The 19991-nt window shown below is 40.7% G+C and carries 16 protein-coding genes; 7 read left to right on the forward strand and 9 right to left on the reverse strand.

Features of this window, described 5'->3' with window-relative positions; genetic code table 11:
* Positions 1-16: 16 nt before the first annotated feature.
* Together ACFGVS_RS09350 and ACFGVS_RS09355 are read left to right on the forward strand one after the other, a co-directional pair.
* The gene (locus ACFGVS_RS09350; protein ID WP_274212688.1) at positions 17-1600 is read left to right on the forward strand and encodes a RagB/SusD family nutrient uptake outer membrane protein; all 1584 of its coding nucleotides are present in this window, start codon (positions 17-19) and stop codon (positions 1598-1600) included.
* Between the two features lie 68 nt (positions 1601-1668).
* The gene (locus tag ACFGVS_RS09355) at positions 1669-2694 is read left to right on the forward strand and encodes a SusE domain-containing protein (RefSeq protein ID WP_274212687.1); all 1026 of its coding nucleotides are present in this window, start codon (positions 1669-1671) and stop codon (positions 2692-2694) included.
* 223 nt (positions 2695-2917) lie between these two features.
* Here the strand turns inward: ACFGVS_RS09355 and ACFGVS_RS09360 are convergent, their stop codons facing one another.
* A complete protein-coding gene (locus ACFGVS_RS09360) occupies positions 2918-4204 on the reverse strand; it encodes a citrate synthase (RefSeq protein ID WP_274212685.1) in 1287 nt (428 codons plus the stop codon).
* Between the two features lie 154 nt (positions 4205-4358).
* On the opposite strand from ACFGVS_RS09360, the gene ACFGVS_RS09365 reads away from it, so the two are divergent.
* Positions 4359-7628, forward strand: a complete 3270-nt coding sequence (locus tag ACFGVS_RS09365; protein WP_439698415.1) for a PAS domain S-box protein — start codon at positions 4359-4361, stop codon at positions 7626-7628.
* Between the two features lie 12 nt (positions 7629-7640).
* Here the strand turns inward: ACFGVS_RS09365 and ACFGVS_RS09370 are convergent, their stop codons facing one another.
* The gene (locus ACFGVS_RS09370; RefSeq protein ID WP_439698416.1) at positions 7641-8168 is read right to left on the reverse strand and encodes a DUF3347 domain-containing protein; all 528 of its coding nucleotides are present in this window, start codon (positions 8166-8168) and stop codon (positions 7641-7643) included.
* Positions 8169-8176: 8 nt separating this feature from the next.
* The gene (locus tag ACFGVS_RS09375; protein WP_090652025.1) at positions 8177-9424 is read right to left on the reverse strand and encodes an ABC transporter permease; all 1248 of its coding nucleotides are present in this window, start codon (positions 9422-9424) and stop codon (positions 8177-8179) included.
* Between the two features lie 238 nt (positions 9425-9662).
* On the opposite strand from ACFGVS_RS09375, the gene queA reads away from it, so the two are divergent.
* Both queA and ACFGVS_RS09385 read left to right on the forward strand, forming a co-directional pair.
* Positions 9663-10712: a tRNA preQ1(34) S-adenosylmethionine ribosyltransferase-isomerase QueA gene (gene queA, locus ACFGVS_RS09380; RefSeq protein WP_090652026.1), complete on the forward strand. Its 1050-nt coding sequence runs from the start codon at positions 9663-9665 to the stop codon at positions 10710-10712.
* Positions 10713-11011: 299 nt separating this feature from the next.
* Positions 11012-11734, forward strand: coding sequence for a 2-C-methyl-D-erythritol 4-phosphate cytidylyltransferase (locus ACFGVS_RS09385; RefSeq protein ID WP_439698417.1), 723 nt, complete (start codon positions 11012-11014; stop codon positions 11732-11734).
* Between the two features lie 41 nt (positions 11735-11775).
* Here the strand turns inward: ACFGVS_RS09385 and ACFGVS_RS09390 are convergent, their stop codons facing one another.
* The 3 genes from ACFGVS_RS09390 to ACFGVS_RS09400 form a co-directional block, all read right to left on the reverse strand.
* A complete protein-coding gene (locus tag ACFGVS_RS09390) occupies positions 11776-11922 on the reverse strand; it encodes a lmo0937 family membrane protein (RefSeq protein WP_143065512.1) in 147 nt (48 codons plus the stop codon).
* 104 nt (positions 11923-12026) lie between these two features.
* The gene (locus ACFGVS_RS09395; protein ID WP_002996718.1) at positions 12027-12248 is read right to left on the reverse strand and encodes a DUF2795 domain-containing protein; all 222 of its coding nucleotides are present in this window, start codon (positions 12246-12248) and stop codon (positions 12027-12029) included.
* A 92-nt stretch (positions 12249-12340) separates the two neighbouring features.
* The gene (locus ACFGVS_RS09400) at positions 12341-12889 is read right to left on the reverse strand and encodes a cob(I)yrinic acid a,c-diamide adenosyltransferase (RefSeq protein ID WP_090652028.1); all 549 of its coding nucleotides are present in this window, start codon (positions 12887-12889) and stop codon (positions 12341-12343) included.
* A 182-nt stretch (positions 12890-13071) separates the two neighbouring features.
* Between ACFGVS_RS09400 and ACFGVS_RS09405 the strand changes: the two genes are divergently transcribed.
* Both ACFGVS_RS09405 and ACFGVS_RS09410 read left to right on the forward strand, forming a co-directional pair.
* The gene (locus ACFGVS_RS09405) at positions 13072-14088 is read left to right on the forward strand and encodes a chitinase (protein ID WP_439698418.1); all 1017 of its coding nucleotides are present in this window, start codon (positions 13072-13074) and stop codon (positions 14086-14088) included.
* Between the two features lie 76 nt (positions 14089-14164).
* Entirely contained in the window at positions 14165-14953 is a 789-nt protein-coding gene (locus ACFGVS_RS09410; protein WP_439698419.1) for a hypothetical protein, read from the forward strand.
* On the opposite strand, the gene ACFGVS_RS09415 is transcribed toward ACFGVS_RS09410, so the two are convergent.
* From ACFGVS_RS09415 to ACFGVS_RS09425, 3 genes are all read right to left on the reverse strand, one after another.
* Positions 14954-16156, reverse strand: coding sequence for a sensor histidine kinase (locus ACFGVS_RS09415; protein ID WP_439698420.1), 1203 nt, complete (start codon positions 16154-16156; stop codon positions 14954-14956).
* A 217-nt stretch (positions 16157-16373) separates the two neighbouring features.
* Entirely contained in the window at positions 16374-18194 is a 1821-nt protein-coding gene (yidC, locus tag ACFGVS_RS09420) for a membrane protein insertase YidC (protein WP_439698421.1), read from the reverse strand.
* Between the two features lie 21 nt (positions 18195-18215).
* The gene (locus tag ACFGVS_RS09425; protein ID WP_439698422.1) at positions 18216-19826 is read right to left on the reverse strand and encodes a CTP synthase; all 1611 of its coding nucleotides are present in this window, start codon (positions 19824-19826) and stop codon (positions 18216-18218) included.
* Positions 19827-19991 lie beyond the last annotated feature (165 nt).

A 19991-nucleotide genomic window follows, 5' to 3' on the forward strand; every position in this document is an offset into this window, starting at 1 on the left:
ATAATAAAGATTTAGCATGAAAAGAAATTCAATTAAAATAGTAATAATCGCCGGTTTGATATCCGGTAGTTTGGTATCATGTACCAAAAAACTCGACCTGCTCCCAACCAATGATATTACATCTGCGCAGGTTTATAGCACCGCAACCGGTTATAAGCAGGCATTTGCAAAAGTTTATGGAAGTTTTGCGCTGACAGGCAACCAGGGGCCTGCCGGAAATGGCGACATACAGGGTATAGACGAAGGTACTTCTGACTATTTCCGCTTACTGTGGTGCGCCCAGGAATTATCAACAGATGAAGCTGTTATAGGCTGGGGAGATGTGGGATTGCCCGATTTCCATAATATGAGTTGGTCATCAAGCAATGTGTTTTTAAAAGGCTTGTACTATCGCTCAATGTATCAAATCACACTCGCTAATGATTTCATCCGCCAGTCATCTGATGCAAATTTGAGCAGCAGGGGGATCTCTGGCACCGATGCCGATAACATACGCAGATTTAAAACAGAAGCCCGTTTTTTAAGAGCTTATCAATATGCGTCATTAATGGATTTGTTTGGCAACCCGCCTTTTGTAACAGAAAACGATGCACTGGGCTCAACTTTACCTAAACAAATTTCGCGCAAGGACCTATTTACTTATGTTGAAAGCGAATTAAAAGCAATTGACGCCGGTTTAGCCGACCCTAAAACCAACGAATATGGCCGTGCTGATAAAGCAGCCGCATGGGCATTATTGGCGAGAATATATTTAAACGCCAAAGTTTATACCGGTACCGAAAGGTATACCGACGCTATAACCTACTCTAAAAAAGTGATCGGAGCTGGCTACTCATTAATTAGCGATTATACTAAGCTGATGCGTGCCGACAATAATTTGAACACAAATGAATTTATCCTTACAATTAATTATGATGGGCTACATACGCAAAGCTATGGTGGTGCAACTTTTATGACCCATGCACCTGTGGGTGGCTCAATGCCAGCATCAGATTTTGGTATAAGCGGTGGATGGGGTGGTGCGCGCACCACAAAAGCGTTAGTTAGCTTATTCCCGGGCGGCGCTTCGAGTGCCGATAAACGCGCACAATTTTACACAAATGGCCAAAATCTTGAAATTAGCGAGATAGGCACTTTTACGGATGGTTATGCCATAACTAAATTTAAGAATGTTAAAATAAACGGAGGCGCCCCGCAAAGTTTGGATTTTGCCGATATGGACATTCCAATCTTCCGTTTACCCGAAATGTACCTTATTTATGCCGAAGCAGTTTTGCGTGGCGGCACAGGTGGCGACCCTGTTACTGCTTTAGCTTACGTAAATGCACTGCGTACACGTGCATATGGAAATATTACCGGAAATTTAGCCACCTTAACTGTTGATAATATTCTTGATGAAAGAGGCCGTGAATTGTATTGGGAAGGTTTTCGCCGGACAGATTTGATTCGTTATGGAAAATTTGTTGAGGATACCTACCTGTGGCCATTTAAAGGCGGTGCCAAAAGCGGTAAAGGTGTTGAATCGTTCCGTACCCTTTACCCATTGCCAAGCAGCGATGTTGCAGCAAATACCAATTTGAAACAAAATACAGGATATTAATCACACTGATGCAGGTGCAAGTTTACATCTGCATCGGTTTTTAAGGTAAATCAATTACATAAAAGTATATGAAAAAGAATTTAAACCGTGTTTTAGCCATTGGCAGCATCACGCTGCTTATGCTGACGTCGTGTAAAAAGGATGAAAGTAATAAGGTGGTAGCTTCATCCAACACAAAAGCAGGTACATTAAGTGCGTCAGAAACAACCCTGGTTTTAACTAAAGCCAATCAGGACAAAACAGCCATCACATTTACGCTGCAATCACCTAATTACGGCTTTAGCGCAGCTGTCACAAACACGCTGCAGATAAGTGCGTCTTCCGATTTTAGTAGTCCGAAAGAAGTTGCAATTGGCACTAAGGTTACTACCAAAAGTTACACTGTGTTAGATTTTAATGCCATGATATTGGCACTTAACCTGAGCACAGGAGTAAATTCAACGGTGCAGGCCCGTTTAAAAACACAACTAACCGGTGCTACCGCAACGCCTATTTATTCAAACGTTGTAACCCTAAATGTAACACCTTATGCTTTGATATCATTTCTATATGTACCTGGTGCCTATCAGGGATGGAAACCGGAAACAGCCGATAGCCTTCAATCGGCTACAAGCAATGGGGTTTATACTGGTGTTATTAACTTTACTGCAGGTAATCTTGAATATAAAATTACCCCCGCCAAAGTTTGGACTAACTCATACGGAATTACATCGGCAGGGGTTGTAACCTACAATGGTGGCGATAATTTTAAAGTGCCCTCAGCCGGTTCATATTTCCTTACGTTAGATCTCAACAAAAACACCATGGTTGCAAAACAAACTCTATGGGCGGTAATTGGCGATGCTACACCAGGCGGATGGGGTGGCGATACGGATCTTCAATTTAGCAATGCTACCCAGCAATGGATAGGAACAATTGCCCTTATTGGTGGCAAACAATTAAAGTTTCGGCTAAATCATGATTGGGGTGTTAATTTCGGCGCTACAGGAAGTACACTTGTTGCTGGTGGAGATAATATTAATGTTAGCGCATCCGGGACATACAAAGTTGTCTTAGATTTAAATGCGAATACATACTCGCTTACAAAACTATAAGATATTTATTCACAGTTGATTGATTTGATAGACCCGCCCGGTGAAAACCAGCGGGTCTTTTTAGTTCATTTGTTCAATGGTTCATTAGTTCATTGGTCTTGTACGCAGGTTATTGACTGCATAAAAAAAGCGATTGGGTTTACCAATCGCTTTTTTTTGTTTATTGCTTTAGCCGCCGGTCTGAAAAAGCAGACTAATGAACCATTGAACTAATGAACAATAACTATCTTTCTTTTATATCCTTATATTCCCTGTCGGTGTCGCCGGTATAAATTTGGCGTGGGCGGCCAATGGGTTCTTTGTTGGCTTTCATCTCTTTCCATTGGGCTATCCAACCTGGCAGGCGGCCAAGGGCGAATAGTACGGTAAACATCTCGGTTGGGAAACCTAATGCCCGGTAAATGATGCCTGAGTAAAAATCAACGTTGGGGTACAGCTTGCGCTCAACAAAATAAGGGTCTTTCAGGGCTACTTCTTCCAGCTTTTTGGCTATTTCCAGTACCTCGTCATTGATGCCTAATTTTTCTAATATATCATCACAGGCCTTCTTAATGATCTTGGCCCTCGGGTCGAAATTTTTATATACCCGGTGACCAAAACCCATTAAACGGAAAGGATCGTTTTTATCCTTTGCCTTGGCTATCCATTTATCGGTATCTCCGCCATCATTTTTAATTTTCTCCAGCATTTCTATCACGGCTTGGTTGGCGCCGCCGTGCAGCGGGCCCCAAAGTGCTGAAATACCTGCCGAAATAGACGCGTATAAATTAGCATCTGATGAACCTACAATACGTACTGTTGACGTTGAGCAGTTTTGCTCATGATCGGCATGTAATATCAGTAGTTTATTCATTACATCTACCACTACCCTATCAACTTTATAATCTTCTGTACGCTCGGCAAACGTCATGTACAGGAAGTTGGTTACATAATCGTATTTATTTTGTGGATACACAACCGGGTGGCCTAACGATTTTTTATAAATCCATGATACTACAGTGCTCATTTTAGCCAGCAGCTTCATAATCTCGAGGTTCACTTCCTCGACAGATAAACCTGGCTTTAACGATTCGGGATTAAAAGCAGCTAATGCGCCAATTAATGACGACAACTGGCCCATAGGATGTGATTTTGATGGAAAGCCATCAAAAAACTTTTTCATATCCTCGTGCACAAGGGTGTGGCGGCTAACCTGGTATTGAAAATCGGCTAACTCCTGCTCCTTTGGTAATTCGCCGTATATCAATAAGTAGGCTACTTCAATAAAACTGGCATTTTCGGCCAGTTGTTCAATCGAGTAACCACGATATTTAAGGATGCCTTTTTCTCCATCCAAAAAAGTAATGGCGCTTTTGGTAGCACCTGTGTTTTTGTAGCCGATATCCAGCGTTACGTAACCGCTTTGATCTCGCAGTTTTGAAATATCTATTGCTTTTTCGCCTTCTGTACCCTCAATTACCGGGAGTTCAAATGTTTTATCACCAATTTTTAGCTGTGCTGTTTCCGACATAGAAATTTTTGTATCTGCAACAAATGTAATTAAATCTGCGTATTAATAACCGCTAAGATAATTTACTATTTGTAAATTTTTAACGGCAAAATTATTAAATTACCCCTCGTTTACTAAGTAATATTGCCCTGAATCATTTAAAAAGTATCTGTTAATGTCGTTGAAAGTTAAAACACTGTTAATAATCCAAAACGACGATACAGTTTACCGGTTATTACTCATCGGCCTGTTTATTGCAAGCCCTTCGTTACATTATCTTTGTTATTATAACTCATATGACCCTATTTGGTTGAGGCTTATTAACAGTTTTTTTTGCGTTGTTTCACTGGGCCTGTCTTTCGGCAACAATAAAGCCATTTATACGGCAAGTACTTATATCACAATTTTAGCTTTCCTGATAATTAATAATTACATATTATTAACCATTAATGGTTTTGGGCATGCATACCTGTTTAGCTCCATTACCATATTTATAGCCCTTACTTTGTTTTGTAATAAAGCATGGGAATTTGTTACCATTTGCGGCCTTAATTTACTGGCAATCATCGCTGCTTATATTAATGGCCCCCGGCTTAATATATCGCTGCCTGTACTGGCGGTGCTTATTGTGGTTTTCTCCATCATCGCCTACGTGTCATTCCTGGTTGTAAAATCATATCAATATAAGCTTAAAAATGCTGTCGATAATGTAATGCAGCTTAACAGTAACCTGATAGCTAATGACGGCATGTTGCGCCAAAGCCGGGAAGACCTTTCATCGCTCATAAACTCATTAAATGATATTATTTATGAGTTTAATGAAGATAAGGTTTGCCAAAACGCCTGGTTTAGCGATTTAACAAAAATAACAGTTAACCCAAGAGCATTTATAGGAAAAAAAATAGAAGACGTATTAGGCACAGACAAGGCGAAGAAATATAATGAGGCGCTTGATTATGTAATACAAACCCGTTTGTCAACGTCTTTTGATTTCATGTCGGATTTTGATCCCGATCTTTGGTTTATAGCTAAGGTTGTGCCAATTTTTGACAGGAATGGCGCATATATGCAGCGTATTTCGTTAGTTTTTGTAGATATATCCGAACAAAAAAGGTATGCAAACGCTCTAAAGGCCAATGAAGCTCTTTTACTTGAGGCGCAGGCCATTTCAAAAACCGGTAACTGGTGGTATGATAGCATTACAAGTGAAGCCTATTGGTCAGATAACTTATTCAGCCTGCTCGAGATTGAGAGTATCCCCCCTAATATCAGCAAATTTCATTATTATATTAGCCTCATCCATCAGGACGACCGCAAAAATGCCGAAGCTTACCTATCAAGCGTTCACCAGATAACACAGCCCCAGTTTGAACATAAATTTATTACGCCGAAGGGCAATTTAAAATATATTAAAATTATCCGTGGCGATTTGTTGCAGGCTGATGATGGCAGTGGTAAAAAGATTTTTGGCGTATTGCAGGACATCACAGAAGCTAAGCTATCTGAAAAAGCTATAAAAGTTAGCCAGGTAGAACTGGTGGAAGCCCAAACCATTGCCAAAATAGGTAACTGGAAATGGAACTTAACCACAAACCTGCTTGCCTGGTCGGATGAATTGAACATTATATATGAAGTTTCGGCCGTTGACTTGCGGGAATTAAACCAAATAAGGTTGTTGTTAAAATATGTCCATCCTAATGACAGGCATATTTTAAAGCAATTGCTCAGAAAACCCCAAAATTTAAAAGATATCTCGCAAGAATACCGCATAATTACCCCAAATGGCAACGTAAAATATCTAAGCGTAATTATAGGTAAGCTGATGAGGCGCGATGATGGCACCATACGTAAAATCATTGGTACTTTACAGGATATAACAGAACGCAAACAAGCCGAATTAGACTACCGGCAGTCAGAAAGCAAGTATAAATTGGTTTTAGAGACCATTAACCTGGCAGCCGTTACTTTAGATAAAAACGGTAATGTGATTTTTTGCAATAAATACCTGGCCAAACTGCTTGGTTACTCCCAAACCGAAATTGCAGGCATGAACTGGATGGAACATTTTATACCGCACGACTTAAAAGATTTCATGACCAACTGGTTTAAAAATAATGCGGTGGAAGCCCATTTTATTAATCCTATTATTTGCCGCAATGGCGAGGAACGGATTATAAGCTGGCAAAACACCATTATTTTTGACGAAAATGGCGACCTGAGAGAAACCAGTAGCATTGGCGAAGATATAACCGACCAGCAAAAGGCACGGCAAGAGTTGATCTGGGCGAAAGAGGTAGCCGAAAAAGCATCGAAATTTAAATCGGAGTTTTTGTCGATAATGAGCCATGAGATACGCACCCCGATGAATGCGGTTATTGGCACTACCAATTTATTACTCTCGGAAAATCCCCGGCCAGAGCAACTGGAATACCTGAATACCTTAAAGTTTTCGGGCGAGAACCTGCTGGCTATCATCAATGACATTTTAGATTATAATAAAATTGAGGCAGGCAAACTTGAGCTTAACAACTCGCCGTTCAACCTTCATCAATTAATCCATAAAATAAAGCAGTCCTTTCACGCCAGGGTTACCGAAAAGCAATTATATCTGGATGTTGTAATTGACGATGGTATACCAGAAATGGTAACCGGCGACAACATGCGTTTAAGCCAGGTAATGAACAACCTGGTGAGCAATGCTGTAAAGTTTACCCATACCGGCGGGGTTACCATTAAACTGGAGAAAGAACTAATAAACAGCACTACTGTAACGGTTAAGTTTACGGTTACCGATACCGGGATAGGCATCAGTGCCGATAGTTTCGGTATTGTTTTTGATCCGTTTATGCAGGATAAGCATGTAATTAACAATGATTATGGCGGTACAGGCCTTGGCCTTGCCATTACCAAACGCCTGGTTGAGCTGCACAACAGCACTATATCTGTTATAAGCGAACTGCGCAAGGGCACATCCTTTGCATTTTCTATCGCCTTTAATATAGCTTCAAAAACTACAGGTCATCAGCCTGTTACACCATCTGTAGCCGGGTTTACACTTAACCTGGCTGGCATGAATATACTGGTAGTTGATGACAATAAAATGAACCTGATGATTGCCACCCGTTTTTTAAAAAAATGGAATGCGAGTACTGATGAGGCGCTAAATGGCGAAATAGCCGTAAATATGGTAAATAATAACAGCTATAACCTTATCATTATGGATTTACAGATGCCGGTTATGGATGGATTTGAAGCTTCGGCTATTATCAAAAAATCGCACCCGGATATACCCATCATAGCATTAACAGCCGATGCCATGCCCGAAACCTACAACAAAGCCTTAGAAGCAGGGATGAGCGATTATCTTACCAAGCCTTTTGTACCCGAAACTTTGTTTGAAAAAGCGGCCAAATATTATAACCCTGCGGTGAGTGTAAATCAGTAAATAAGGTTTGTATTAATTCAGCTGCTCCTTCACCAATCCGCACTCTCTCATATGTTCGGGAAAGTATGGATTTGCAATTTTCTTATCGAACGATAACCAATAGCCGCCTTTACCGGCATCAGCCATAGGGCAAAAATCAACGTAGATAGCTGTTGTTTTTATCTTACTTCCTTTAACAAGGGCAATCACATCATTACTCAGCGTTAAAAAGGCTGCACGTTGATCTTTTATATCATCGGTTGTTACCATTTTATTAGTGAGCGTAGCGGTTTCTGAACAACCTTTAATGCCAATAAGCTTACTTTCAAGTACCGAAGCCGCAGCTTTAATCCCTGCTATATTTGATTTAAGAAATTCATTTTTAAGCGCAATGTAAGCAGAAAACACCTGGGCCGTATTGGCAGTATCTGCAATTTTTGCATCTACAACTTTAACAGCGGCAGTATCGGCTTTAACAGCCTCCTGCTGCTTTACTGGTTGGTTACATGCCTGTGCAGCCACCAGCACGGCAACAATAAAAATACTGTTTACAATTTTCATTTATTACGTTAGTTAGTCCGTATTGCTTCAACAGGGTCTAGTACCGATGCAAAATAAGCCGGAATTATCCCTGATAAAACACCTGTTATCAGCGAGAAGCTTAAACCTGTTATAATATTTGAAGCCCCAAGTATCACCTGCACATCAAATACAGCTTTAATACCAAACGTTAAAAAATATACAAATAACAGGCCTATTAACCCACCCATGAGGCAAAGCGATACGGATTCAATTAAGAACTGTAATAATATGAAATAGTTTTTAGCACCCAATGATTTTTGGATGCCTATAATATTTGTGCGCTCCTTTACCGATACAAACATGATGTTGGCTATACCAAACCCGCCAACCAGCATCGAAAATAAACCTATTATAGCCCCGCCGGTGTTTAAAACTTTAAAAACACTATCCAATTGCTGGGTTAGCATAGTGGTACGGTTAAGCGCAAAATTATCTTCGACACCTGGCCTTAAGCTCCTGATTGAACGCATGAGGCCCCTTATCTCGCTTTCAACATCATCGGTAGGGATACCATCTTTACCCCGCACAATGATGGATGGGTGATAATTTTCGGCCTGGATATCAACCAGGTTATGTGCAAAATTAAGTGGCAATAAAACTTCTTTATCGGTAGATATGCCCAGCATGTCCTTACCTTGTTTTGAAAACACACCAACTACCGTAACATAGCGGCCCATTACTTTTATCTGTTTGCCAATTGCATCACCGGCCGGGAAAAGGTTTTGGGCTATATCGAAACCTATATCGGTTATCGGGGCACCTGTTTTTGATTCCATCCCGGTAAAATACCGTCCTTCCGCAAAATCAAAATTCCAGGTTTTGTTGTGGTCTTGCGATGCCGCATCAATCTGGGCGCCATCAACGGTATTGCTTTTATATTTAATGGTACGGTTGTCAACGCTTATCTCGTAAGACAAAGCTTCGGCGGTTTGGCTACGGCGCGACAGCTCATTAAAATCTTTAAGCTTGGGTACCGGCCTGCGCAAGTATTTCCACCACGGAAAATCGCTGCCGCCTACCCATGGCCATTTTTCAACGTAAATACTGTTGTTGCCTAACTTATTAACGCTGTTTTGCAGGTTGTTACGCAGTGTATCAACTGCCGAAAATACGGCTATAATGGTAAATATGCCAATGGTTACACCTAACAACGAAAGTGTTGTGCGGGTTTTGTTTTGTTTTAGTGCATCAAAAGCAAACAAAAAGCTTTCCCCGAAAAGTTTTAAAAACAGCATATAAACTTATTTTGATTTCAATGGTTAACCTTATTGCATTTGCACCGTAGCAAAAGCTAAAATGAACAGATTTTACCCGGTTGAATGTTTTTGTTTTTTAGACGGTATTGCTGCGTTTAAGTTACAGCAATTTAATATTAAACTTAAAGGTTTATAAAATAAGGAGACCCTTAAAAAAATCCGTGAATTTAACAAAAAAATTCATACATTTGCGCCCTGAAAATTCATATACACAAACATGAAATTATCTCAATTTAAATTCAATTTACCAGAGTCACTAATTGCACACAACCCATCAGCTACCCGCGACGAAGCGCGTTTAATGGTATTACACAAGGATTCTGGCAAAATTGAGCATAAAATATTTAAAGACGTACTTGATTATTTTGACGATAAGGATGTAATGATCCTTAACAATACTAAAGTATTCCCTGCCCGTTTGTATGGAAATAAAGAAAAAACAGGCGCTACCATTGAAGTTTTTTTATTACGCGAACTAAACAAAGAACTACGCTTATGGGATGTACTAGTTGATCCGGCCCGTAAAATACGTGTAGGTAATAAATTATATTTTGGCGATGACGATTTGTTAATTGCCGAAGTTGTTGACAATACCACTTCGCGTGGCCGTACCATTCGCTTTTTATTTGATGGAACCGACGAGGAATTCCGCCGCAATGTGGAGATCCTGGGCGAAACACCGCTGCCAAAATACATTAAGCGTAAAGCTACTGCCGAAGATAAAGAACGCTACCAAACTATTTTTGCCAAACACGAAGGCGCAGTTGCAGCCCCTACTGCAGGTTTGCACTTCAGCCGCGAGCTGATGAAACGCCTTGAGCTAAAAGGCGTTGATTTTGCTGAAGTTACCCTTCACGTAGGTTTAGGAACTTTTCGCCCGGTTGAGGTTGAGGACTTAACCAAGCACAAAATGGATTCAGAACAATTCATTATCGAGCAAAAACAAGCCGACATTGTAAACCGCGGTATTGAGCGCAAAGCACGGATATGCGCTGTTGGTACCACATCAATGCGCGCCATCGAATCGGCGGTATCTGCAGGTAAAACACTGAAAGCTGCCAACGACTGGACCAGCAAATTCATTTTCCCTCCGTACGATTTTAGCATTGCAAACTCCATGATCACCAACTTCCACACGCCAGAATCAACCCTGTTGATGATGGTATCGGCATTTGGCGGTTACGAACATGTAATGAACGCTTACGAAGTTGCAGTTAAAGAAAAATACCGCTTTTACAGCTATGGTGATGCCATGCTGATTATATAAGTTTAGATTTGAGATATCAAAAATGAGATATGAGGCTAAAGCCTATATCTCATTTTTTTTGTTTTAGATTTACTGAAAATTAATGTCATCCTGAGCAGTAAAATTTCGCAAAATTCTCAAAAGGGGAATGACATTGAAAAATAAAAAACTGTCATGCTGAGGAACGAAGCATCTATTCGCGAACTTTTCTATCGGTCATGCATAGCCGATAGAGCCTTCGTACCTCGGGATGACAGAAAAATTGAAGCTGTCGTGCTGAAGAACAAAGCACGACAGGTAAATGGTTAAACAAAAGAAAAATGACCGAAGCCAATCTCCTATCTCAAATTTCAAATCTCAAATCTAAATATGCTATTATAGTAGCCGGGGGCTCGGGTACCCGTATGCAGACTGCCGTGCCAAAACAATTTCTTTTGATTAATGGTTTGCCTGTACTAATGCATACTATGCTGGCATTTTACAATTCCGGCGTTAATCCAGATATCGTTCTTGTTCTTCATCCCGATTTTCATGCGTACTGGCATGAGTTGTGCAAAAAACACGATTTCGACATTCCCCACCTATTGGTCGCCGGCGGCGAAACACGCTTTCATTCTGTAAAATACGGATTGAATGCTATTTGTAGTGACGATGACGATTTGATTGCCGTGCATGACGCCGTTCGGCTGCTCACCAGCGCTTCTATCATCCAAACATCATACAACCATGCCCATGAGCATGGCAACGCGGTAACAGCCGTTAAAAGCCGCGATTCTGTAAGGCAGGGCACTGCCGATAAATCGGTAAGTTTATTACGGGATGACATTTACCTGGTTCAGACGCCCCAAACCTTTAAAGCCGGCTTGTTAAGAAAAGCTTATGAACAGGCCTTCAGCCCTAAATTTACTGATGATGCCAGCGTTGTTGAACAAATCGGCATTGATATTCAACTTACTGAGGGCAGTTATGAAAACATTAAAATTACATTCCCTGAAGACATCGCGATAGCAGCATTGCTTTTAAGCAAAAAAGCCACCGGGTAGTCCGATGGCTTTTTTATTTATGCAGGGTTATACAGGGTTTGTTAAGCCCGCCTGATTACGCCTAATAGTAAAGCTATAATGGCTATTACCAAAAGTATGTGAATTAAATTTCCGGCATGCCCAAAGAAAAAGCCGAATAGCCATCCTATTACCAGGATAACCGCGATAATGTACAATAAGCCTCTCATTTTTGTAAGTTTTAAGTGATAAATGTGTTAAGCTTATTACTAAAATCATTCCAAAAATGTAGCCTAAATAAAAAAGCCCCTAAAAAGAGGCTTTTTTATGCAGATTAGTATTCGTCTTCGTTAAAAAAGAAATCATCTTTGGTCGGGTAATCCGGCCATATCTCTTCTATATTTTCGTACGGTTCACCATCATCTTCCAATGCCTGCAGGTTTTCAATCACCTCAACAGGAGCTCCGGAACGGATAGCGTAATCAATTAATTCATCTTTTGTTGCGGGCCATGGTGCATCTTCAAGATGCGATGCAAGTTCAAGTGTCCAATACATATTTCTCTATATTTTATAATTTATCAGTAAATTAACTTTTTCGCAAAACTATAATATTTTTAAGTGGAATATCAATATTTTTTTTCACATTATCAAATTCTCGGTATCCATTGATTCTCAGGCACTTTATTATCATATCCAATTTTGCGGGCCAAAGTAAACAGGTAGTCGCTCAGCCTGTTCAGGTAAATATTCACTTTTTCGTCTACTGTACTCCCGGTAGCCAGTTCAACGGTTATCCGCTCGGCACGCCTGCATATACATCTTGCAATATGGCAAAACGAAATGGCATTACTGCCACCTGGTAAAATAAAATGACGCAGCTCGGGCAATTGTTCATTCATGCTGTCCATTTCTTTTTCAAGTAACTCCACATCTTCCATATGCAAATCAGGTATCACCATTTTTGACCGTTCGGGGTCTGCTGCCAGAGAGGAGCCTATTGTAAACAACCTGTCCTGTATCTGCTTCAATATTTCCTTATCATGGCTGGCAATATCCTGATCGCGGATAAGGCCAATGTATGAGTTTAGCTCATCAACAGTTCCGTAGCTTTCAATCCGCAAATGGTATTTAGCTACCCGGGTACCACCTATTAGTGATGTAAACCCTTTATCTCCTGTTTTAGTATATATCTTCATGAATTCTTTTCACACCTCGTTCGGTCAAAGTGAATATATCACTTTTACCGGAAACAAATAGCGCAATTCCAATATTATAACACAACACTTTTGTGTAATTTTTACATATAAAATGCTTTTATAAAATGATAGCGTTAAACTTGCACCTATAATATAGTCAAAACCGTTATTTAATGAAAATCATGAAATCGATCATATTATCATCTAAGCTATTGTTTGTTGCCGCCAGCACCATGATTATATCATCTGTTAGCTGCGGCGGCAGCACCGGGGATAAAAAAGCTCAGGATACTGCCGCAATAGTTACAACTGCACCTAAGGCATCCATAAACAGCATTCTTACCGAGAAACAGTTCAATGAGCTTTTCCCACAACGTAATAAATTTTATACTTATGCCGCATTTATTAAAGCGGCTAATGAATTGGGGCTGGTTAAAGTAAAGGTATCCCGCAGGGCCGTGTCGGTTTATCAATTCATCCGCACCAACAAAAAAACAGGTAAAGATTCTGTTGCACGCCAGGATGCCGACTGGAATGAAGAATGGGCAAAAAAGAAACCAGACAGCGTGTTTACCGTTGACTACGGAGACTTTTGCACTGCCTCGGCAGCCGATATCAACAAAAAAGAACTCGCAGCTTTTTTTGCGCAGATAGCCCACGAAACGCGTCACGGCATGAACGGGAGTTATACCGACGGATTGATGTTGATACACGAAGACAATACATCAAACGTATATATATCCGACAGCGACGAATATCCTGCGGTTAAAGGGAAAAAATACTACGGCCGCGGCCCCATGCAATTAAGTTATAACGGAAACTATGGTTTTGCCTCGAACATTATTTTTGGCAACTCAAAAATATTGCTCAACAACCCCGAATTGGTAGAGCAAGACCCGGTAATAGCTTTTAAAGCCGCCATATATTTTTGGATGACCCCCGAAACCCACAAGCCATCGGCCCATGATGTGATGACCGGCAAATGGCAACCGACAGCTAATGATAAAGCAAACGGCCGTACAACACCCGGCTTTGGCATGACAATCAACATTGTTAATGGCGACGTAGAATGCGGTAAAGGCGATAACTTCGGCATGGCAGATCGTATTGGTTTTTACCAGTTCTTTTTAAAGAAGCTTGGCATCACCGATGCAAATTGCGCCTGTTCATGTGCTACAATGAAGCCGTATAAATATTAAACAGATTAACTTTCAACGTAAAATAAAATAAGCGTAACAAATTCATCGGATAATTTCATAATCTTATATTTAGACTATGAAAAAGCTTGCTTTATTTTTCTTGCTAATCACGATTGTACATTTTTGCTTTGCACAATCCAGCGCCAAACCAAATAAAAGCCGGGAGGGAACGAATGGCCCAGCCATTAAAAAGAATTTAGCCCCTCAATTTATTAGCCGGGATTTTGCCAAACTGTGGACAAAAACAACAAATCAAAATATTTATGGGTTTATAGGAGATCAATACCAACGTATTCGAGTCAAATTCATATCCATTAAAAAGATACCAGCAACTAATACGTATACGGTGGTAGGTAGATCAATGGTTAAAACCAACATCTGCGACTTCACTGGAACTATCGCTATAGCCGATATATCTAAGCTTGAAAATATTTCCTATGGAGTTGATGATGAATATAAAAACAAAGGGATAAAAGGCCGGTTTGTAATAAAGGGAAATTACAGCTTTGCCGAAACCAAAGGGCAGCCTCACTCCGGCACATTTGAAGGAAGCTTCGAAACGTCTTTCTATTTGGATAAAAGTAACACCATTATTTACGACGATATTGATTTAGATGCCGATGGTTATGCCAACAACGAGTTTGCCGGCATCTGGAAAATGTACGACAGCAATTTTACCCAGCGCTGCAATTGGGGCGATTTTCGAATCCCAAATAGCGGCGATTTGGATTTAGGGGCGGGTGAATTTAGCCCTAATGACAAGTACTTAAAGTATGGTTGGCAGACCGTTAGAGATGCTTATATTGGCAATAAGCCAAATTCAAAAATGGCTTTAAAAGAAGAAAAAGCTGAATGGTGGAAATAGCTACCTTTTAAGCGTAAATGTAAACGTCGTAAACTCATCAATAACCGAGTTAACCTTTATAGTGCCGCCCAATGCCTCAACCAGGCTTTTTACGGTACTTAATCCAACACCCGAACCCTGTACGTCAAACCTGTCTTTAACGCCCAGTGTGGTCATGGGTTCAAATATTTTGGTGTAATTTTCCGGAGCAATGCCTATGCCATTGTCGGTAATAGCAAAAGTGTAAAACCAGTTATCGGCTGTAAATTCAATCTGTATAATGCCCTTAGGTTTGTTGTTATAACGGATAGCGTTATTAATCAGGTTAGCCATGATCTGTTCAAACGCAACAACCGATGTGGTAATTTTAACAGGCCGCGATGATATGTTAACAGTAAAAGCAGCTGGTATGTTCACCAGTTTAAGTACTTCATCTAACAGGCTCATTACCTCAGCTTCCTCCCTGTTCTGCATCAGCACTTTGCTTGATTTGGAATAGTCGAGCATCTTTTCGAGCAACGAGATCAATTTATAGGAAGATGCATTGATAATATCCAGGAATTTATTGCCTTTTTCATCAAGCTTATCTTTAAATCTATCTTTTAATACTTGCCCGGTAAGCAAAATATTGGTGAGCGGGTTGCGAATATCATGAGCCGCCATTATGGCAAATTTTTCAAGATGTTGGTTTGACTCTTCCAGTTGGAGCCTGGTTGCGTTAAGTTCATTAACTTTCTTTTTAAGTTCAAGCTGCGCCACCACCTGGTTCGCCAAGGCTTTAAGAGCAAGTATTTGAGCGTTATTGAGCTGGCGGGCTTTATGGTCAATAACGCAAAGAGTGCCCAGGGCATAGCCATCCGGATTAATCAGCGGCACACCTGTATAAAAAACAACCTGTGGCGAACCTGTTACCAGCGGATTATCGGCAAATCGTTCATCAATTTGCGCATCGGCAACTACCATTACTTCTTTGGGTTCCAAAATGGCATGAGCACAAAAAGCAAGTTCTTTAGGCGTTTGGGTAACCTCCAGGCCTTTGTTTGATTTAAACCATTGCCTGTCGTTATCAATTAAGCTAACTAACGAGATAGGCGTTTGACAAATTTCGGAAGCGATGAGCGTAATTTCATCAAAAGCCCGCTCGGGCAAAGTGTCCAGAATTTGGTAGGAGTTTAAAGCGGCGAGACGCTCATTTTCATTTTCCGGAACAGAGGGTTTTATCATTAAATTTCATTGATAACAAAACAGCTTCCTAAGTTAAAAAAATGTTATTGTAATTAAGGAGTATTTGTATCATTAAAATTACACCCGGCCGAGTATGCGATTAACCAAACTGCAAATTTACGTTTACACAATTGACACTTCCCACCCATCAAACGCAAAATATCCCGAAAGGCGAACCTCCCGGGATATCTGACAGTTTAATCTTTCGTACAAAAAACTATTTCTTAGCTTGTTGTTGATTTTTCATCATCTCTTCCATACGGGCCTGGAAACCTGATTTCTTTTTCTTTTCCTCAGGTTTCTTTTTGTTTTCCTGGATTTGGGCATGAATTTTTTTATCATCAACCATGAATTTAATCAGGTATTGCTGTAAAAATGTAAGCATGTTGGCCAGGAAGTAGTAATAATTCAAACCTGAAGGATAGCTATTCAAGGTAATCAGGAATATAAGCGGCGTAATGTAGCCGATATATTTCATTTGCCCGGTAGCCCCCGATATCTGGTTATTAAAATAAGTGTATATCAATGTAGAAATGGTCATCAGCAAACACATCAAACTGATGTGGTCGACACCCATAATGGGGGCAAATTTAATTACCGAATCATACGTTGATAAATCATGCATCCATAAAAAGCTTTGTCCGCGCAGTTCAAATAAGCTTGGGAAAAACTTAAAAAAGGCGATAACAATTGGCATCTGTATCACTAACGGCAAACAGCCACCCAATGGGTTTACTCCCGCTTTTTTGTAAAGCTTAAGGTATTCCTGTTGTAAAAGTGTTGGGTTATCCTCTCCTACCTTTGCCTTTATTTCATCCATCTCGGGCTTCAGCACACGCATTTTAGCCATCGACAGGTATGATTTGTAAGTAAGCGGCGATAATACCAGCTTAAGGGCAATTGTCAGTATCAAAATGATTAACCCATAGTTCCAGTTAAATTGGTTCAGGAAGTTAAACAACGGCAACACAGCAAACTGGTTGATATATTTTAACGGCCCCCAGCCCAGGTTAACCAATTTTTGTAAATCTGAGCCCTGTGCCTTAAGCGTTGAATAGCGGTTAGGACCAAAATAAAACTCCAGGGGAACGCTGCCATCGGCCAAGCGCACTAAAGTTAAATCGGCTTTCATCTGCCTTACATCCGTAGTATCGGCTACATCGGTTACTGCTGCAAAATTTGATTTGCTTATCCCATTTTTAGCCACCAGCGCATCAGAGAAAAAATGCTGTTTAAAAGCAACCCAGGTCATCTTTTTATCACTAACCTCTTTTTGGTCGTCCTTGGTCTCGCTCAAATAATCAACATCGCCATCTGTATTATAGTAGTAAACAGTTGTATACTGGCGTTCCTGTTTCATATCTTTTTCCTGTTTGTGCAGGCTGGCGGCCCAGTTCAGGTTAAGGTTGCTGCTATTGGCCATAACGCCGTCAAGGCCGGTTGGCTTAATGGTAAGGCCTAATTTAAAACCGGTACCTTTCAAGCTGTATACATAATCAATATACTGTGTTGGACTGTAGCTTAAACGCAGGGTAATGGAAGCCGAATCTTTTTCGGCTACTTTTAAATCGGTTCCACTTGGGGTAAAATAATACTCGTCGGTATTGATATTTTTAGCGCCAACGTTAAAGTTTAAACCAAAATGATCTTTATCGCCACTAAACAATACCAGCGGCTTTTTATCAAAGGTTTTATAATTTTTTAACTCAACAGATGCTACTTTACCACCTTTGGTATTCAGTTTAACTAATAATTCCTGGTTTTCTATAGTGATAAGCTTCTCGCTGCCTACAGATGCCGCGCCGAAGGGGCTTTTTAAAGTTGCAGAATCGGCCACAGTTTTAACCACGGCTTTAGCGGTATCAAACTTAGCGGCCACAGGCGTATTTGTTTTATTAAGCAAGCCCTTTTTTACCGAATCCTGGTGTTGCACCAGGCGCTCTTTTTTCAATTCGGCTTCATTCGGCTTTAAAAAATAAATTGAGCCGGCTATGATAGCCATAATCAGGAATAATCCTGTGAAAGTATTTTTATCCATTATATTGTATCGTACAATTACTTATTTCTTACGGGCATAAGCCAGTGAAGCGGCGACAAAGTTAATAAAAAGTGGGTGCGGATTTGCAACTGTTGATTTTAATTCGGGATGAAATTGCGAGCCAACAAAAAACGGGTGATTTTTTAACTCTACAACCTCCACCAGGTTATTCTCGGGGTTAATTCCAGAAGGTATCAAACCGGCTGCTTCGTACTGTTTCAAGTACACGTTATTAAACTCGTAACGGTGACGGTGCCTTTCGGATATACTGGTTTTACCATATATAGCAGCAGCCTTACTGCCCTTTTTTAATTCGCAGGCATAGGCCCCCAGGCGCATGGTGCCTCCTTTATTGGTGATGTTTTTTTGATCTTCCATCATTCCAATAACAGGGTGCCTGGTGTCGGGGTTCATCTCGGTGCTGTTGGCATTTTCAAGGCCCAAAACATTGCGGCCAAACTCAACAACCGCGCATTGCATGCCCAAACAAATACCAAAGAAAGGTATGTTGTTTTCGCGTACATAACGGATAGCTTCAATTTTACCTTCAAAACCACGTTCGCCAAAACCAGGGGCAACCAGCACACCGTGCATGCCTTTAAGCTTTTCGATTGCGTTTTCGGGCGTCAGGCTTTCTGATGGTATATATTCAACCCTTACCTTACACTCTTTGGCAGCGCCCGCGTGAATGAACGCTTCGGTGATGGATTTATAGGCATCCGGTAACTCTACATATTTGCCTACCAGGGCAATGCGTACATCTGCGGTAGGATTTTTTAAGCGGCCCAGGAAATCTTTCCAGTTATCCAGGCTCGGTTCATTTTTGTGCGATAATTTTAATTTGGTAAGTACTGTTTTATCCAGTTGCTCTTTCAGCATCAGCAAAGGCACATCGTAAATAGTTGAGGCATCAATAGATTCAATAACCGCGTTAATATTTACGTTACAGAAAAGCGCGATTTTTTTACGGATATCCATATTCAGGTGATGCTCGGTGCGGCAAACCAAAATATCCGGCTGGATACCGTATTCAAGCAGCATTTTTACTGAGTGCTGCGTTGGCTTGGTTTTCAACTCGCCTGCGGCAGCAAGGAAAGGGACCAAAGTAAGGTGAATAACCAATGAGTTACCAGAGCCTATCTCCCACCTGAACTGGCGTACCGCCTCGATATAAGGCAATGATTCGATGTCTCCCACAGTACCACCCAGTTCGGTAATCACGATATCATAATCACCGCTTTCGCCAAGAATGCGGAAATTGCGTTTAATTTCGTCGGTAATGTGTGGTACCACTTGTACCGTTTTACCTAAAAAAGCACCTTCACGCTCTTTATTGATCACATTTTGATAAATACGGCCGGTAGTAATGTTATTTGCTTTTGATGTTGGGGTATTTAAAAAGCGTTCGTAATGACCAAGGTCTAAGTCTGTTTCGGCGCCATCCTCGGTTACGTAGCATTCGCCATGCTCGTATGGGTTTAACGTTCCCGGATCAATATTGATATAGGGGTCAAACTTTTGGATTGTGACACGATAACCGCGCGATTGAAGTAATTTGGCTAATGAGGCTGAGATAATACCTTTTCCTAACGACGAGGTAACGCCACCCGTAACAAAAATATATTTAGTCATGATTTTTTTGAAAAATGGCCGCGGTTTTGTGCCGAAACCAAATGTTTGTGTACGGGATACAAAAGTAAGAAAATTTTCAGGCTTTGGTGTACTTGTTGAGAAAAAACGGCCAAATCTTGATATTTAGTAAACACCCGGATTTATAACATTTTATTATTGAGATAA

It is taken from the genome of Mucilaginibacter sediminis (assembly GCF_051903035.1).
Lineage (GTDB): Bacteria > Bacteroidota > Bacteroidia > Sphingobacteriales > Sphingobacteriaceae > Mucilaginibacter.

Coding starts and splice junctions, on each gene's coding strand:
- queA (WP_090652026.1), top strand. CDS start 9,663: ATGAAATTATCTCAATTTAAATTCAATTTACCAGAGTCACTAATTGCA.
- ACFGVS_RS09410 (WP_439698419.1), top strand. CDS start 14,165: ATGAAAAAGCTTGCTTTATTTTTCTTGCTAATCACGATTGTACATTTT.
- ACFGVS_RS09375 (WP_090652025.1), bottom strand. CDS start 9,424: ATGCTGTTTTTAAAACTTTTCGGGGAAAGCTTTTTGTTTGCTTTTGAT.
- ACFGVS_RS09425 (WP_439698422.1), bottom strand. CDS start 19,826: ATGACTAAATATATTTTTGTTACGGGTGGCGTTACCTCGTCGTTAGGA.
- ACFGVS_RS09355 (WP_274212687.1), top strand. CDS start 1,669: ATGAAAAAGAATTTAAACCGTGTTTTAGCCATTGGCAGCATCACGCTG.
- ACFGVS_RS09415 (WP_439698420.1), bottom strand. CDS start 16,156: ATGATAAAACCCTCTGTTCCGGAAAATGAAAATGAGCGTCTCGCCGCT.
- ACFGVS_RS09385 (WP_439698417.1), top strand. CDS start 11,012: ATGACCGAAGCCAATCTCCTATCTCAAATTTCAAATCTCAAATCTAAA.
- ACFGVS_RS09405 (WP_439698418.1), top strand. CDS start 13,072: ATGAAATCGATCATATTATCATCTAAGCTATTGTTTGTTGCCGCCAGC.
- ACFGVS_RS09365 (WP_439698415.1), top strand. CDS start 4,359: ATGTCGTTGAAAGTTAAAACACTGTTAATAATCCAAAACGACGATACA.
- ACFGVS_RS09400 (WP_090652028.1), bottom strand. CDS start 12,889: ATGAAGATATATACTAAAACAGGAGATAAAGGGTTTACATCACTAATA.
- ACFGVS_RS09360 (WP_274212685.1), bottom strand. CDS start 4,204: ATGTCGGAAACAGCACAGCTAAAAATTGGTGATAAAACATTTGAACTC.
- ACFGVS_RS09350 (WP_274212688.1), top strand. CDS start 17: ATGAAAAGAAATTCAATTAAAATAGTAATAATCGCCGGTTTGATATCC.
- ACFGVS_RS09395 (WP_002996718.1), bottom strand. CDS start 12,248: ATGTATTGGACACTTGAACTTGCATCGCATCTTGAAGATGCACCATGG.
- ACFGVS_RS09370 (WP_439698416.1), bottom strand. CDS start 8,168: ATGAAAATTGTAAACAGTATTTTTATTGTTGCCGTGCTGGTGGCTGCA.
- yidC (WP_439698421.1), bottom strand. CDS start 18,194: ATGGATAAAAATACTTTCACAGGATTATTCCTGATTATGGCTATCATA.
- ACFGVS_RS09390 (WP_143065512.1), bottom strand. CDS start 11,922: ATGAGAGGCTTATTGTACATTATCGCGGTTATCCTGGTAATAGGATGG.